General features: G+C 67.4%; 12 protein-coding genes. All 12 read right to left on the bottom strand.

The features are described 5' to 3' along the window. Positions 1-52: 52 nt before the first annotated feature. The 12 genes from DXV50_RS02120 to uvrC all read right to left on the bottom strand — a co-directional run bounded on the left by DXV50_RS02120 (position 53) and on the right by uvrC (position 15,251). Complete coding sequence (locus DXV50_RS02120) at positions 53-805, bottom strand: DeoR/GlpR family DNA-binding transcription regulator (RefSeq protein ID WP_117204572.1); 753 nt, start codon at positions 803-805, stop codon at positions 53-55. A 237-nt stretch (positions 806-1,042) separates the two neighbouring features. After that, the gene (locus DXV50_RS02115; RefSeq protein WP_117204571.1) at positions 1,043-2,155 is read right to left on the bottom strand and encodes a hypothetical protein; all 1,113 of its coding nucleotides are present in this window, start codon (positions 2,153-2,155) and stop codon (positions 1,043-1,045) included. 261 nt (positions 2,156-2,416) lie between these two features. Then, complete coding sequence (locus tag DXV50_RS02110) at positions 2,417-3,106, bottom strand: N-acetylmannosamine-6-phosphate 2-epimerase (RefSeq protein ID WP_117204570.1); 690 nt, start codon at positions 3,104-3,106, stop codon at positions 2,417-2,419. 101 nt (positions 3,107-3,207) lie between these two features. Then, positions 3,208-4,173 carry an ROK family protein gene (locus tag DXV50_RS02105; protein ID WP_117204569.1) on the bottom strand — a complete coding sequence of 322 codons (966 nt, stop codon included), beginning with the start codon at positions 4,171-4,173 and terminating at the stop codon, positions 3,208-3,210. A 169-nt stretch (positions 4,174-4,342) separates the two neighbouring features. Beyond that, positions 4,343-5,266 (bottom strand): dihydrodipicolinate synthase family protein, encoded by a 924-nt coding sequence (locus tag DXV50_RS02100; RefSeq protein WP_117204568.1) that lies wholly within the window; start codon positions 5,264-5,266, stop codon positions 4,343-4,345. Between the two features lie 93 nt (positions 5,267-5,359). Next, positions 5,360-6,283 carry an acetylxylan esterase gene (locus DXV50_RS02095; RefSeq protein WP_117204567.1) on the bottom strand — a complete coding sequence of 308 codons (924 nt, stop codon included), beginning with the start codon at positions 6,281-6,283 and terminating at the stop codon, positions 5,360-5,362. Then, positions 6,283-7,254, bottom strand: a complete 972-nt coding sequence (locus DXV50_RS02090) for an acetylxylan esterase (protein WP_232817423.1) — start codon at positions 7,252-7,254, stop codon at positions 6,283-6,285. Before DXV50_RS02090 ends, DXV50_RS02095 begins: the two co-directional genes overlap by 1 nt. Before the next feature lie 68 nt (positions 7,255-7,322). Then, on the bottom strand, positions 7,323-8,150 hold the full coding sequence (locus DXV50_RS02085; protein ID WP_117204565.1) for an ABC transporter ATP-binding protein: 828 nt from the start codon (positions 8,148-8,150) through the stop codon (positions 7,323-7,325). Continuing rightward, positions 8,151-10,175, bottom strand: a complete 2,025-nt coding sequence (locus tag DXV50_RS02080) for a dipeptide/oligopeptide/nickel ABC transporter permease/ATP-binding protein (protein ID WP_117204564.1) — start codon at positions 10,173-10,175, stop codon at positions 8,151-8,153. A gap of 2 nt (positions 10,176-10,177) precedes the next feature. Further along, the gene (locus tag DXV50_RS02075) at positions 10,178-11,134 is read right to left on the bottom strand and encodes an ABC transporter permease (RefSeq protein WP_117204563.1); all 957 of its coding nucleotides are present in this window, start codon (positions 11,132-11,134) and stop codon (positions 10,178-10,180) included. Between the two features lie 125 nt (positions 11,135-11,259). Then, positions 11,260-12,876, bottom strand: a complete 1,617-nt coding sequence (locus DXV50_RS02070) for an ABC transporter substrate-binding protein (RefSeq protein ID WP_117204562.1) — start codon at positions 12,874-12,876, stop codon at positions 11,260-11,262. 425 nt (positions 12,877-13,301) lie between these two features. Then, a complete protein-coding gene (gene uvrC, locus DXV50_RS02065; RefSeq protein WP_117204561.1) occupies positions 13,302-15,251 on the bottom strand; it encodes an excinuclease ABC subunit UvrC in 1,950 nt (649 codons plus the stop codon). Positions 15,252-15,253 lie beyond the last annotated feature (2 nt).

Genomic DNA, 15,253 nt, shown 5'->3' with positions numbered 1-15,253 from the left:
TTCTTTCAACGGCGAGCGGAGGCGAGAAGGGCGCGGAGCGCAGCCTGCGCGGCTAGGCGTCCACAACCATGACGTTCTCGCAGCCCAGGAGCGCGGAGCTGGCGGGAAGGGCACTCGTGACCAGGGTGGCGTCCTCGAAGTCCGCAAAGGTCACGCGGCTCACGCGGTCCGCCTTGCTGGCGTCCGCAAGCACGAAGCGGTGGAGGGTCTGGCGCATGGAGAGGCGCTTGACCTCGGCCTCGGCAGCGTCGGGCGTGGTGAAGCCGTCCTCGCGCGTGATGCCGTTGGCGCCCCAGAAGCCCAGCGTGAAGTGGTAGCGGGCGATGGCCGAGTTGGTGTCGGGACCGACGACGGCCTGTGTGGCGCTCTTGAGGCTGCCGCCCAGGACGATGACCTCAAAGCCGCGCGAGGCCAGCTTGAGCGCGTGCGAGACGCTGTCGGTGGCGTAGGTCGCGCGCATCTCGTCAAGGCAGTCAACCAGCAGGTCGACGGAGGAGCCGGCGTCCAGGTAGACAAAGTCCTGCGGGCCCACCAGGCGCGCGGCGGCCTGAGCGATGGCGCGCTTCTGGGCCACGTTCTTGGCGGAGCGCTCGGCCACGGGCACGTCGTGCTGGACGTCCTCGGCGTCAAGCGCCACGGCGCCGCCGTGCACCTTGTTGAGCTTGCCGGCGTCGGCGAGCTGGGCCAGGTCCCGGCGGATGGTCGACTCGGAGATGCCAATGCGCTCGGCGAGGTCCCCAACGGTGGCCGAGCCCTCGTCGTTGACGATGCCCAAGATCTTTGAGTGGCGCTTGTCCGCGAGCATAGCGCTTCTCCCCTTCCAATTTCTTCCAACTTCGCGCAAGTATACGCCGAGAAGTGCGCCGACAGCCGGCACGCCGCGCCGCTTGCCGGGCGTTCCGTCTCCATCCGTCAATCCAGTGCAGGCCTGACCACCTGCACTGGATTGGACCCGACGAGACCCACCTGCGGTTTTCTCGCCAGAGCGGCATCCAGTGCAGGGGTTTCTCGCCAGCCCGACCTGCACTGGATGGGGCCGCACTCATGAGTGCAGGGACTTGTCGCCAGCCGGGGCCCGCTTCTTGTCCTCACGGCCCTCCGGTCGCGACGGAAGAAGCTGCGAGAGGAGCGTGGTCCGCATCGAGGAGGCCGATGAGTCTTGGAGGGCCTGCTCCACCAGCAGCATGAACCCAGACTCCTCGCAGGGAGCCAGCCTGAGGGCGACGAGCCGCATCAGTCGCTCGAGGGCATGGGCACTTCTTAGGTCATCTGCCTGCGAGGTCACGAGCGCGATGTCGCACGCGGCGTAATCCTGCTGGCGCCGGTGGTCCTCGCGGACGTTCTTGCGGTCCTCGTGGACGGCGTCGTCATACTCCAGGGCCACGGCGTGACGCGGCCAGTAGAAGTCGGGCGTCATGGTCTGGTGGTTGACCAGCTGGCGCGTGCCCTTGGGCCAAGCCAGTTCCTCGTTGTGCAGGAACGCGGACATGGGCACGCCGCCCAACTCCACAGGCAGGCTCATCGCCATGGCAAGGAGGCTCTCCGTGGGCGAAGCCGACCCGCCGACGACCAGCGACGCGACCCGCCTTGCCTCGGCCACGCCGCGAACGCCAGAGGCCAGGGACAGGGACCTTCGCAGCTCTTCGGGCCCGCAGAGGACGTCGACCTTCCACGCGCAGTCCCCCGACGCCGGATTGGATGGATCGCGCGCATAGGTTCCGCAGAGCTCCGAGGCAAGTCCCATCAGCCTGAAGAAGGCGGCCGTGCGCGTGAGCGACCCATGCCCCACGGCAACCCTCAGCCTCTCGGCCATGTGCGACAGCGTCAGCGCGGGACCTTCCACAAAGAGCCGTACGCCATTCTCGCCAGCTCCTGTGACCAGCAGATACGTGTCCTCCAATACGGGCGAGAGATGCGTCACCGCATGGACCGCCGCAAGGAAGGGGCGCTGGCGCCGGGAGAAGTACGTCAGGTCAAGAGGGGTCTTGCTGCCAAGGGGGCGAAAGCCGTCCGGAAGGACGTCCGCTATGGCGGCAAGCTCGGCGGCACGGGTCTTTGCGGGCGCGGGGACGCCCCGTGCCAGCCCAAGTGCCGCATCTGACCTTGCCCTTCTCAACACCCAAAGCGAGTCTGCACCAGCAAGCACCACGTCCACGGCTGCCTCCCCCGACGAATGTGACGAAAGAGCCTAGCCGATGCCGCTTGCACAAAGCTTGCAGAACGCGGACGGCTGACTTTCCGGGAAGCGCCAAAGGGGCCGTTCAGGCGGCACGCCCGGAGCTTGATTCCACACTTTATGACTCGGAAAACTCCAGAGGACCTCCATGGCGCCCGTAGAGTGTCAACAAAATAACGGGGCCCGGAGGAGTCCGGGCCCCGCGGGGGACGCGCGTATGGTGAGAAGCGCCGGCAGGGGCTACTCCTCGATGGCGGCCTTGAACCAGCTGGTCAGGCTCGTGGGGTGCGTGATGCCGGTGCCCACGACCACGGCCCAGGCGCCCTCGTCCATGACGAGCTTGGCGTCGGCCGGCGTGTGGACGTGGCCCTCGCAGATCACAGGGAAGCCGGGGAACTCCTCGAGCGCCTGGCGCAGGATGGGGATGTCCGGGCCGTCGTTCATGGTGGTGTCGATAGCCGCCTTGTTGTGGCTGAGCGTGGTGGAGACCAGGTCGCAGCCGCAGGCGACGCCGCGGCGGATGTCCTCGATGGTCATGCAGTCGGCCATGATGAGGGTGTCGCACTGGGCGCGCAGGTCGCGCACGGTCTCCTCGAAGGTGCGGCCGTCCGGGCGGGGGCGGTCGGTGGCGTCGAGGGCCACCACGTCGGCGCCGGCGTTGACGCAGGCCACGGCGTGGCGCAGGGTCGGGGTGATGTAGACGCCCTCGTGGCCCTCCTTCCACAGGCCGATGACGGGCACGTCGCAGCGGCCCTTGATGGCCGCGATGTCAGAGAGGCCCTGGCAGCGGATGGCGGCGGCACCGCCAAGCTCACAGGCGCGGGCCATCTGGGCCATGGTCTCCGGATGGCGCAGAGGCTCGCCGGGGTACGCCTGGACGCTAACGATGAGCTTGCCCTTGATGGACTGGACGAGCGGACTGATTGCCATGCTTGCTCCTTTCAGACCGACACGGCGAGAAGTGCCCACCGCATCGGCAGCTGGCGCGAAAATGATACGAAGGGACTGTCCCTTCGTATCACGTTATCGCGTCACTCGAACTCGACGTAGGCGGACTTGACGATGTTCTCGGCGGCGCCGACGAGGGGCGCGTCGCCGCCCAGGTTGCCGGAGACGATGGGCGTCTTGGCGCACGGGGGCATGACGGCCTCGGACCAGCCGGCGGCCATGGCGTCGTGCCAGGCCGGGCCGCACTGGGCCACGGAGCCGGAGAGGATGATGCAGTCGGGGTCGAGCATGTTGACCAGGCTGCCCAGGACCTCGCCGATGGCGTGCCCGCTTCGGGCCTCGGCGTCGATGGCGGCCTTCTCGCCTGCCGCGGCGCGGCGGTCGATGACGGCGCCGTCCACGTCGTTGCCGTCCTCGTCCTTGGGGTCTCCGCCCAGCTCCAGGTAGCGGTTGATGATGCCCGGGCCGCAGGCGATGGTCTCGAGGTGGCCGGTGGCACCGCACTGGCAGGGCACGCCCGCCGCGTCCGTGCAGCTCACATGACCGATGTGGCCGGCCTCATTGTGGGCGCCCAGCATGATGGAGCCGCGCTCCACGAAGGCGCCGCCGATGCCCGTGCCCACGGCAACCACCAGGCAGCTTGAGGCGTCGCGGCCGGCGCCCCAGCGGGCCTCGCCCAGGGCGTGGGCGTGCACGTCGTTCAGGACGCGCGCGGGAAGGCCCGTGGCCGCGGTGAGCTCGACGCCCAGGTGGGTGCCGCCCCAGCCGGGCATCATGTCGTTTGCGTAGGTGACGTCGCCGGTGCGCGGGTCGATGACGCCGCCGGACGAGACGCCGATGCCGCAGACATCCTCGCCGGCAAGCTCGATGACGCGCCTGGCCATCTTGATGGCGTTGGCCAGGACCTGCTGGCCGCCCTTCTTGGCCTCGGTCGGAATCTTGTCGTAGAACTCCACGACGGGCTTGGCGCCCTTCTCGAGGGTCACCAGAGCGGACGCGATCTTGGTGCCGCCGATGTCGATGGCCACTACCTTCTTGCCCTGTGCCATGGTTCCTCCTACACCAGACGTTCTGACGTGTCGATAAGATCGGGCGGCCGCGGCGCGCATGGGTGCCTGCCGCCCCAGAGGACGGGCGGGCGCCGAAAAGGACGCCCGCCCGCAGGGGGATGAAAAGGGTGCGCCCGCGGGTTGGGCGGCCGCTCCCCTCTTCTGCCGCTTAGAGCAGGCCGTTGTCCGCGAGGACCTTGCGGATGGCCTCGACGTTCTCGCCGGTCATGGCCTTGACGGGACGGGGCATCGTGGGGCTGTCGAAGACGCCCATGAGGTTGAGGGCGGTCTTGAAGGCGCCCACGCCGCCGGCGTAGCCCTGGACGCCGGAGGTGACGTCCCAGATGTGGGAGATCTCGTTCAGGCGGTCCTGCTCGGCCTTGACGGTGGCCCAGTCACCGGCCTGGGCGGCCTTCCACATGCGGACGTAGCCCTCGGGCTCGACGTTGGCCAGGCCCGGGACGGAGCCGTCGGCGCCGCCGAGGTAGGCGCCGTCGACGACGACCTCGTGGCCGGTGAGCAGCGTCAGCGGGTGACCGAGCTTCTCGTTCTCCTGGACCAGGTAGCGGAAGGAGACGTCGTCGCCGGAGGAGTCCTTGACGCCGGCGAGCACGCCCTCGGCGCCGAGCTTGGCGAGGAGCTTCCAAGGAAGCTTGGTGTGGACGCAGACGGGGATGTCATAGGCAAAGATGGGGAGGTCGAGCTCCTCGTGCAGGATGCGGAAGTGCTCCTCGACCTCGGTCATGCCCTGCAGGGCGTAGAACGGGCAGGTGGCGACGAGGGCGTCGGCACCGAGCTCCTGGGCCTGCTTGCCCTGCTCGATCATGCGCTCGGTCTCGGTGTCGATGATGCCGATGAGGACGGGCACGCGGTGGTTCACGATGCGCACGGCCTCAGAGATGATCTGGCGGCGACGCTCGTCGGTGGAGAAGACGACCTCGCCGGAGGAGCCCAGGAAGAACAGGCCGTCCACGCCGGCATCGATGAGGCGGTTGATCAGGCGCTCGAAGGAGGGGACGTCCAGCTCGTGGTCGGGCGTGTCGGGAACGACGACGGGCGGGACGACGCCGCGAATCTGGAACTTGTCAGCCATGGGAGAAAACCTTTCTGTTGGCGGCGGGGGCTTCTCCCCCGCCATCGGCCCTTGCGGGCCCCAGTGATACTAGACCTCAGAGGGCGACGGGCGTCACCGCTCGCCGAAATGCATGAAAGCAAGGAGTCTGTCCTCGAAGTCGTTGATGCGCTCGTGGACAAACTTGGGGTACGTGGCCAGCTCCTTCTTGGCGCAGGCCGCGCGGTTGTAGGCGGCGTAGCACCCAAGCGGCGGCTGGGCCGCGTCCATGAGGCCGCAGCCGCAGAGAAGCTCGGTGCCCGCGGGCAGCAGCGCGGCAAAGGACGCCGCGTCCACGTACCCGAGCGCGCCGAAGAACTCCCCAAGCCGCTCGGCCGCCGGGTCCTCCTCGCGGAAGTGGCGCGTGACGCCCGAGAAGGCCAGGTCGGACGCGCCCGCCTCCCAAGAGCCACGGAAGTCCGCCGGCGTGGGGTTGAAGGCCGCGCACTTGGCCACGCCGGGCACCAGCGCCGCGCAGGCCAGGGAGAGAAGGCCACCCAGGCCCTCGCCCCAGGTCACGACGCGGCTGGCGTCCACGCCCTCGAGCGTGCGGGCGATGCCGGCCATGGCCAGGGCGTCGTCCACCAGCTGCGCCAGCACGAGGCCGTCGGCCCCGTCCTGCCAGCCGGCCGTGACGTCCTTGGCCCACGGGCGGCACCCAAGGTGGCAGACGGCGTAGCCGGGTGCCAGGTAGCGCGTCAGGTGGTGCCAGCCGCGCACGCCGCGGTCCATGTCGTGGAAGACCAGGATGAGCGGGTGCGGGCCCTCCGCCTTGGGGAGAAGTACGCGTGCGCGCACCCCCTGCCCGTCGGTGGACGCGAAGGAGAGCTCGCGGTAGGCGGCCACCGGGGTGTCGATGCCAACCTCGGCAAGCTCGTGGGGCCTGGCCGCCAGGGCACGCCCGGCGCGGGCGGACCAGTAGGACGCAAGGTCCTCGGGGGCGGCGTCTGCGCCGAGGTACTTCTCCCCTGCGGCGCGAATCTGCGAGACCGTGGCCATCAGAAGTCAACCTCCCCCTGGTAGAAGCCGATGATCATGTCGTCGTAGGCCTGGATCTCCTCGTGGCCGAAGTCCGGGAAGAGCACGTGCCTCTTGGGGCACGTGAGGGCGTTGTAGACGGCAAACTGTGTCTCCGGCGGGCAGACCACGTCGGCCAGGCCCGTGCCGAAGAGGACGGGGCAGCGGACGAGGTGGGCGAAGGAGAGCGTGTCGATGTAGCCGAGCGTGTGGAAGCACTCGTCGAGGCGGGCGCCGTCCGGGTCGAACCAGCGCGAGTAGTAGCGGATGCCGTCGTAGGCGATCTCGTCGCGGCCCAGCTCGAAGACCTCGCGGAAGTCCGAGAGAAAGGGATAGAGGATGGATGCGCGGTTGACGAGGTCGCTGTTGAGGGCGCAGCAGGCAAGGCCCATGCCGCCGCCCTGGGAGCTGCCGTTGACGAAGACGCGCGAGAGGTCGACGCCGTCAAGCTCGCGCGCAATGCGGCAGAGAATGCGCTGGTCTTGGTAGAGGCGAACGTAGTAGAGGTTCTCGGGCCCTCCGTCCAGGCCGGCGATGAGGTGGCCTGAGACGGTGGTTCCCTTGAAGCCGCCCACGTCCTCGCTGCGGCCGCCCTGGCCGGGGTTGTCCATGGACAGGATGGCGCAGCCCATGCCCGGGAAGGAGGACTGCTCGGCCCAGCTGCGCGTGCAGCCAGGGTACCCGTGGAACTGCAGCACCAGTGGGTGCTTGCCCTCGGTCTTGGGCACCACGTACTTGGCGTAGACGCGGGCGCCGCCCATGCCGGTGAACCACAGGTCGTAGTAGGTGCAGGTGTCAAAGGTCGGGATCTTGGAAGGCACTATCTCGTAGTCGAGGTCGACGGCGTCGGCCTCGACCATCCGCTTGGCCCAGAACTCGTCAAAGTCCTCCGGAATGGGGTTTGCCCCCCTGCAGGACTCCAGCTCGCGCAGGCGACTGGCGGAAATCGGCACGTGTCTCATCCCCTTTCATGCATGCGGGCGCGCCCGGGTGCCGGACGCGCCCGCGGGAAGGTGCGTTACTACTGGCCGAGGTTGGGGTGCAGCAGGGACGGGGCCGCGGCGAGGAGCGTCTTGGTGTAGGCGTCCTGCGGGTTCTCGAAGACCTGCCTGGCGGGACCCTCCTCCATGATCTGGCCGTGGTTCATGACCACGATGCGGTCGGAGATGTAGCGCTCCGTCTGGATGTCGTGGCTGATGAAGACCATGGCCAGGCCGAGCTCCTTCTTGAGGTCCGTCAGCAGGTTGAGGATCTGCGCGCGGACGGAGACGTCAAGGGCGCTGGTGGGCTCGTCGGCGATGATGACGTCGGGCTGCAGCGAAAGTGCGCGAGCGATGGCCACGCGCTGGCGCTGACCGCCGGAGAGCTGGCCGGGAAGCGCGTACATGGCCGACGTCGGCAGGCCGACGAGGCCAAAGAGCTCGCGGATGCGGTCCTCGCGCTCGTCCTCGCTGCCCACGGAGTGGACGATCAGCGGGTCGAGCAGCTGGTCGTGGACGGCCATGCGGGGGTTCAGCGCGGTCGCAGGGTTCTGGAAGACCACGGAGACCACGCGGCCGATCTTCTTGCGGAGCTCGGCGGTGCGCTTGGTGACGTCCTCGCCCTTGAAGTACACGTGGCCGCTCGTGGGCGACTGCAGGCCGCACATGACGTTAGCCGTGGTGGACTTGCCGCAGCCGGACTCGCCCACGAGGCCGATGGTCTCGCCGGGCATGAGCTTCAGGGTGAGGCCGTTCACGGCGTGGACGAGGTTGGGGTGCAGGATGGAGCCGGTGCGGGTCTTGAAGGTGACCGAGATGTTGTCCAGGAAGATGATGGGCTCCTGGGCGCTGCTCTTCTCGTCGGCCATCTACCTCACCTCCAGTCGAGAAACGAGGCCGTTCTTGGCGAGCTCCTCATCGGGGATCTCCGCGACGAAGTGGTGCTCCACGCCGGGGACCGGCTTGAGGATGGGGTGCACGTCCAGACCAACCGTGGGGTGGCTGGAGCGCGGGGCAAAGCGGTCTCCCGCGGGGAAGTCCGCCGGGCTCGGCACGGAGCCGGGCACCTGGTGCAGGCGGCTGCCGTCGTGGGCCTCGATGGAGAGCACGGAACCGAGCAGGCCCTGCGTGTACTCGTGGATGGGGTTGGTGAGAAGCTCCTTGGTGGGGGCGGACTCAACGACCTGGCCGGCGTACATGACGGTGATCTCGGAAGCGACCTCGGCCACGAGGGCAAGGTCGTGGGACACGAAGATCATGGCGAACCCGAGCTTCTTCTGCAGGTCGTTCAGGAGCTTGATGACCTGCTTCTGGACGGTCACGTCAAGGGCGGTGGTGGGCTCGTCGCAGATGACCAGGGACGGGTCGCGCGTCAGGGCCATGGCGATGATGACGCGCTGGCACTGACCGCCGGAGAGCTCGTGCGGGTAGCTCTCGAGGGTGCGCTTGGGATCCAGGCCGACGAGCTCGAGCAGCTCCTCGGCGGAGCGGGTGCCGCCGCGGCTCGTCAGCTGCTTCATCTGGGCAGAGATGAGCATGGACGGGTTGAGAGCGGAAAGCGAGTCCTGGTAGACCATGGCGATCTCGGTGCCCAGTAGCTTGCGGTGCTCCTCGGGGCTGAGCTTGAGCAGGTCCTGGCCCTTGTAGAGGACCTCGCCCTGGATGCGGGCGGTGTCAGGCAGCAGGTTCATTATCGTCTTGGTGGTGATGGACTTGCCGCAGCCGGACTCGCCGACCAGGGCCATGCACTGGCCGGGGCGCACGTCAAAGGAGACGTTGTCGACCACGTTGACGTCGCCGTGGCGCGGGAAGCCGATGGAGAGGTTCTTGACCTGCAGCAGGGGCTCCACGGAGTAGTCGGGCACGCGGCGGTCGGTGCGGGCGAGCTCGACCTCGCGCAGGGCGGACAGGCGGACGGCCAGGCTCTCGGCCTGCTCCTTGTAGGCGCGGACGGGGTCTGCGACCAGAAGGTCGGCCTCGCGGCGGCTCTCGGAGTTCTCGGTGTCCACGGGAGCGGAGGGGGCCGCGGCCATGGCGTCGGTGATGCCCTCGGACAGGATGTTCAGGGCCAGGCAGGTCAGCATGATGGCGATGCCCGGGTAGAGCGCCTGCCACCAACGGCCGGACAGCACGCCAGCGCGGGCGTCGGCGAGGATGTTGCCCCAGGTGGGCGTAGGCTCGGCGATGCCGGCGGAGAGGAACGTCAGGGACGCCTCGAAGATGATGGCGTCGGCCACGAGCGTCACGGTGAAGACCATGATGGGCGCCGCGCAGTTGCGCAGGACGTGCTTCATGAGGATCCACGGGGCGCGGGCGCCGGAGACGATGACCGCGCGGACGTAGTCCTCGCCGTACTCGCTCACGATGTTGGCTCGCACGATGCGGGCGATCTGCGGCGTGTACATGAAGCCGATGGAGAAGATGATGGCCGGGACGGAGTTGCCCAGGATGGTCACCAGCACGGCCGCCAGGGCGATGCCCGGGACGGACATGATGATGTCCAGGATGCGCATGATGACCTCGGAGACGGCCTTGCGGGAGACCGCGGCCAGGGCGCCGACGATGGAGCCCAGCACGAGGGCGAAGAGCACGGAGCCAAAGCCGATGACCAGCGAGATGCGGCCGCCGTAGAGGATGCGGCTCAGGATGTCGCGGCCCTTGTCGTCGGTGCCGAAGATGTGGGCGGCGTCGGGGGCCTGGCGGGCCATGCCGATGGCGTAGGGATCATACGGGGCGATGACGGGCGCGAGGATGGAGATGAGCACCACGGCCACGAGGATGACCAGCGCGATCTTGGAGCTCGTCTTCATGTTCTTGAGGCCGGTGAACTTGAGGCCCTTGGACTTGGCCATGCCCTCGAGCTTCTCCGCCCCCTCTTTTCTCTGGGTAAGCATGGCTACACGCTCCTGATCCTGGGGTTGATGAGCAGATACAGCATGTCAACCACGATGTTGATGATGATGAAGGAGAGCGCCACGACTATGACGACGCCCATGACGAGCATGGGCTCGTTGCCAGAGACGCCGTCGAGGATGGCCATGCCCATGCCGGGCAGGTTGAAGATGACCTCGATGACGACGGCGCCGCCCATGAGGTAGCCGATCTTCATGCCAAGGGTGGTGACGGGCGTGATGAGGGCGTTGCGCAGGACGTTGCGGGCGATGATGACCTTCTGCGGAAGGCCGGAGCCCTTGGCGGTCTGCACGTAGTCCTTGTCGAGCTCCTCGACCATGGCGGTGCGGACGATGCGGGTCATCTGGCCCGTCAGGGGCACCGCGAGGGCCACGGCCGGCATGATCATGCGGCCCATGTAGCCGCCGAAGTTGGTGGCCGGGTCGGGCAGGGCGCCGGAGGCGGGCAGCAGGTGCAGGTAGGACGAGAAGACCAGGATGAGCAGGACGGCCAGCCAGAACGAGGGGGTGGCAAGGCCTGCGATGGAGACTATTCGGATCACCTGGTCAGGCCAGCGGTCACGGTAGAGGGCCGCGATGATGCCCAGAAGGAACGAGACCACGGCACCCAGCAGCAGGCCGAAGAAGGTGAGCTGCATGGTGACGGGCAGGGCGGTGGCCACGCGGTCGGCGACGGAACTGCGGCGGGCGCTGTAGGTGCCCAGGTCTCCGTGGAGAAGGTCGCCCATATAGCGGACGTAACGGACGGGCCAGGGGTCGTCCAGGCCATACTCCTCGTGGTACTGCTGGATCTGCTCCGGAGTCGCGCTCTCGCCAAGGGCCTTATATGCAGGGTCGATGGGCGAGAAGGACATGAGGAAGAAGATCAGGAACGTCACGCCAAGCGCCATGATGGGCAGGGCGACGAGACGCCGACCGACGAGTCGCAGGAGGTTGTTCATGCGATTCTCTCCTCTCAGTAAGACGTTGAACGTCCAAAAGTGCGGGGGCCCGAAGAGTTCATGTCTCGGGCCCCCGCGATCAGGCGCTCATTGCGACGGAGCTATGGCCCCGCCGGTTTGCAAAGCTAGGCGGTGACGGTGTTGATGCCGGTCAGCTGAACGCCCGTGGTGCCGATGCCCTTGAAGTCGGAGCTGACGGACTCGCCCTTGGGGCTGGCGGCGGAGCGCCAGGAGCCGGTCGGGGTGACGACCTGGAGGACCGGGTAGAGGACGACCTGCTCGGACAGGATGTCGAAGCACTGGTTCCAGCAGTCCTGCTGGTCGGAGCCGGAGGTGGCCAGGGCGTCGGACATGAGGCCGTTGAGCTTCTTCCACTCGTCGGAGGTGTTCCAGGCGCAGCGGGTCTTCATCCAGACGTTGTCACCGAACCACCAGTTGAGGAGCAGGTCGGTGTCGCCGCCGAAGCAGGACGGGTCGCCAGGGGCGATGAGGATGTCCCAGGAGTCGTCGGCCTGGTCGATGGCGGCGTAGGTAGCCGGGGACTGGTCGGAGGTCAGGGTCACGTTGAAGCCAAGGGCCTTGAGGTCCTCCTGGGCCTGGGTGCCCATGGCGACGACCTGGGCGTTGTCGGTGGTGCGAAGGACGAGGTCGCCCGGGGTGACGCCGGCCTCGGAGAGCATGCTCTTGGCCTTGTCGGCGTCATAGGTGTAGGTGTTGGCGGCCTTGTGGTAGTTGGTGAAGGACTCGGGCAGGTAGCAGGTCGGGATGGCGGCCAGGCCGGAGAAGGCGTTGGCGATCATCTGCTCGGTGTTGAGGGCGTACATGATGGCCTGACGGACCTTGACATCGTCCCACGGGGCCTTCTTGACGTTGAACATGATGAAGCGGGTGCCGAAGCCGTTGACCTGGTCGACGTCACAGCCGGCGGCCTTGAGCTGGTCGATGGACTCGGGAGGCACGGACTCGGTGACGAGCGTGGTGCCCTCCTGCTGGGCGGTGACGCGGGCGGTGGTGTCGGTGAGGGACTCGATGCGCAGCTCGTTGTCCTTGGCCGGGAACTCGCCGTTGTAGTTGGGGTTGGGGGCCAGGGTGGCGTAGGTGTCGGAGACCTCGGTGTACATCCAGGGGCCAGAACCCACGGGCTTGGCCTTGGCGTCGTCGGCGGAGAGGGAGGACGGCATGACCTTGATGATGGCCAGGCGCTCCTTCAGCAGCGAGAAGTTGGGGATGCTCACCTTGACGGTGACGGTCTTGTCGTCCTTCTTCTCGATGCCGTCGAACATGGTGAGGAAGGAGACGTACAGGCCGCCCTCGGCGGTGGCGCGCTCGAAGGAGCTGACCACGTCGTCAGCGGTGACGTCGGTGCCATCAGAGAACTTGGCGCCGTCACGCAGGGTGACCTCGTAGGTGTTGGCGTCGACCTCGACGGGGTCGCCGGCGGCAAGGCCGGAGATGACGGAGTAGTCGGTGAAGTCGATGTTGTACAGGCCCTCCATGACGTTCATGTTGGCGCTCAGGCAGAACGCGGAGGAGCAGTTGGCCGGGTCATAGGAAGACGGGGAGTAGGCGGAGCCGACGGTCAGGGTGCCACCGCCCTCCTTGCCGCCCGTGGTGGTGCCGGCGTCGGTCTTGGCGTCGGAGCCGCTGTTGCCGCCGCAAGCCGCGAGGCCCAGAGCCGCGGCGGCCGCAGAGCCACCGAGGAACGCGCGACGGGAAACGGCGTGGTTCGCAAAGTTCTTCATGATTGCCTCTATTTCTCCTCCTGCGGGCGCAGGGCCCTTTGCCCTACGTCCCGTCCTTGATTGCAACCTACCCGCACCCGGGTGGAATCGGTTTCACGCACCGCCGAACGGCGGGTTAGGTTGCCCCCAACGGTAGATTTGCGAGCGCGAATGGCTCTGGTTGTTACCTTACTTAGGAACCAGTCGGAAGAGGTTTCCCGGGCTTTTCTGGAGTATTGAGTTTTGTTCCAGTGGCATTACGTTCTACGTGCGGCTCATTTGAACTGGTATTACTCATGGAGTACCTTGCGTGCTTAAGGCGCGCGCCAGGCGAGAAACACGTCTGAAACCGTTTTGAGCCGCGCCACTCGCCGTTTGTGCCACGGTCCGATACCAGTTGCAAGGCAAGGGAGAATCGCGTGTCATTGGGGACGGGGAGCGAATGGCTACTCGGGCTTGGCGGCCTTCTCGGCGACGCCTGCGGCCTCGGCGTCCCAGGCACGCAGGGTCTGCCAGACGGAGTGGGCCACCTCGGCGGGCACGCCGGGGATGGCGGCTATCTCCTCCTCGGAGGCGGCCTTGAGGCGCTTGAGCGAGCCGAAGTGGCGCATGATCTGGCGCTTGCGCTTGGGGCCCACGCCCGGCACGTCGTCCAGTACGGAGACCGTCATCGCGCGGTCCCTGAGCTCGCGGTGGAACGTGATGGCAAAGCGGTGGGACTCGTCTCTGACCTGCTTGATGAGGTAGAGCGAGGCGGAGCCGGAGGGCAGCACCACCGGGGTCTCGTCCCAGGGGACGAAGACCTCCTCGTCGGACTTGGCAAGGCCGCAGACCGGGATGTCCAGCCCAAGGGCCGCGAGCTGCTCCATGGCGGCCGTGAGCTGGGGCTTTCCGCCATCGACCACCAGCAGGTCCGGCCGGGAGCCAAACCGCTCGTCGTCCATGCGCTCGGGAGAGTAGCGGCGGCCCAGGACCTCGGACATGGAGACGAAGTCGTTTGCCTCGTCGAGGTCGGCCTTGATCTTGAAGCGGCGGTACTGGGACTTGTCGGGCCGGCCGTTGGTGAAGACCACCATGGAGGCCACCGTGAAGCGGCCGTGCAGGGTGGAGATGTCGAAGCACTCTATGCGCATGGGCGGGGCGTCCAGCGCGAGCGCGCTCTCGAGCTGGAGCAGGGCCTTGTTGGTGCGGTCGTCGGCATAGCCGGTGCGCACCATGTAGCGCATGAGGGCGTGACGCGCGTTGGCGGCAGCCATGTCAAGAAGACGCTTCTTCTCGCCGCGCTGAGGACGGTGGAGGCGGCAGAGGTGCCCGCGCTTCTGCGCGAGCCAGCCCTCCAGGACCTCCGCGTCGGGGAGGTCGCAGGAGAGGCAGACCTCGGCGGGGATGTCAGCCGTCTCGTCGTAGTAGCGCTTGAGGAAGCCGCCCTGGAGCTCCTCCTCCCCCACGTCCAGGCCCTTGTCGAGGATGAACTCCACGGAGCGGATGACGCGGCCCTCGCGCACCACGAAGACGCAGGCGGCGCTGATGGTCTCCTCGCGGTACACGCCGATGGCGTCAAGGCTCGTGTTGTCCGGGAACATCACCTGCTGGCGCACGTCAAGGGCCCCGATGGCGTCCAGGCGGCGCTTGATGCGGCCGGCACGCTCGAAGTCGAGGTCGGCCGCAGCGTCGGTCATCTGCTGGGTGAGCTCGCCCACGACGCCCGCTCGGTGGCCCTGCAGGAAGCGCTCCACCTGGTCCACGTGACGGGCGTACTCCACGGTGTCGATGGCGCCGCAGCAGACGCCCGGACCCTTGCCAACGTGGGAGTTAAAGCAGGGCCGGCACTTCTCGGCAAGCATGAGGTTGGCAACGGAGGCCTGGTCAGGGGCCTTCTCGAGCAGGCGCTTGGCGCGCTTCCACTCCGCGCAGGTGGCCACGCAGATGGGCACGCACTTGCGCAGGGTGTCCATGGTCTCTCGCGCGGCCTTGGCGTCGGTGTAGGGGCCAAAGTAGCGCGTGCCGGCGCGGTGGCGCTCGCGCGTGTACTTGATGGCCGGGAATACGTCAGACTCCGTGATGGCAATGTAGGGGTAGGACTTGTCGTCCTTGAGGTCCACGTTGAAGTAGGGGTGGTATTGGGCTATGAGGTTTCTCTCCAGCACCAGGGCCTCGTGCTCGCTGCCCACCACCACGTAGTCAAAGCCGCGGATGACCTCCATCATGAGGGGGATCTTGGCGCGGTCATCCTGGAGCGTGACGTACTGGCGCATGCGGGCGCGCAGGTTCTTGGCCTTGCCCACGTAGACCACCTTGCCGGAGGCGTCCTTCCACAGGTAGCAGCCCGGGTCCGTAGGAACCTGGGCCACCTGCTCGGCCAGGGAGGGCGCGCTGTCTGCGGAGGGCTCTGCCACGG

Origin of the sequence: Paratractidigestivibacter faecalis, from assembly GCF_003416765.1 — a bacterium.
In the GTDB taxonomy this organism is placed as follows: Bacteria; Actinomycetota; Coriobacteriia; order Coriobacteriales; family Atopobiaceae; genus Paratractidigestivibacter; species Paratractidigestivibacter faecalis.
Note: the sequence above shows the minus strand (reverse complement) of the source record. Positions and strands in the feature narration are given on the sequence as shown.

Excerpts from the sequence above, each read along its gene's own strand:
- DXV50_RS02120 (WP_117204572.1), bottom strand. The coding sequence starts at position 805 with ATGCTCGCGGACAAGCGCCACTCAAAGATCTTGGGCATCGTCAACGAC.
- DXV50_RS02110 (WP_117204570.1), bottom strand. The coding sequence starts at position 3,106 with ATGGCAATCAGTCCGCTCGTCCAGTCCATCAAGGGCAAGCTCATCGTT.
- DXV50_RS02105 (WP_117204569.1), bottom strand. The coding sequence starts at position 4,173 with ATGGCACAGGGCAAGAAGGTAGTGGCCATCGACATCGGCGGCACCAAG.
- DXV50_RS02100 (WP_117204568.1), bottom strand. The coding sequence starts at position 5,266 with ATGGCTGACAAGTTCCAGATTCGCGGCGTCGTCCCGCCCGTCGTCGTT.
- DXV50_RS02095 (WP_117204567.1), bottom strand. The coding sequence starts at position 6,283 with ATGGCCACGGTCTCGCAGATTCGCGCCGCAGGGGAGAAGTACCTCGGC.
- DXV50_RS02085 (WP_117204565.1), bottom strand. The coding sequence starts at position 8,150 with ATGGCCGACGAGAAGAGCAGCGCCCAGGAGCCCATCATCTTCCTGGAC.
- DXV50_RS02080 (WP_117204564.1), bottom strand. The coding sequence starts at position 10,175 with ATGCTTACCCAGAGAAAAGAGGGGGCGGAGAAGCTCGAGGGCATGGCC.
- DXV50_RS02075 (WP_117204563.1), bottom strand. The coding sequence starts at position 11,134 with ATGAACAACCTCCTGCGACTCGTCGGTCGGCGTCTCGTCGCCCTGCCC.
- DXV50_RS02070 (WP_117204562.1), bottom strand. The coding sequence starts at position 12,876 with ATGAAGAACTTTGCGAACCACGCCGTTTCCCGTCGCGCGTTCCTCGGT.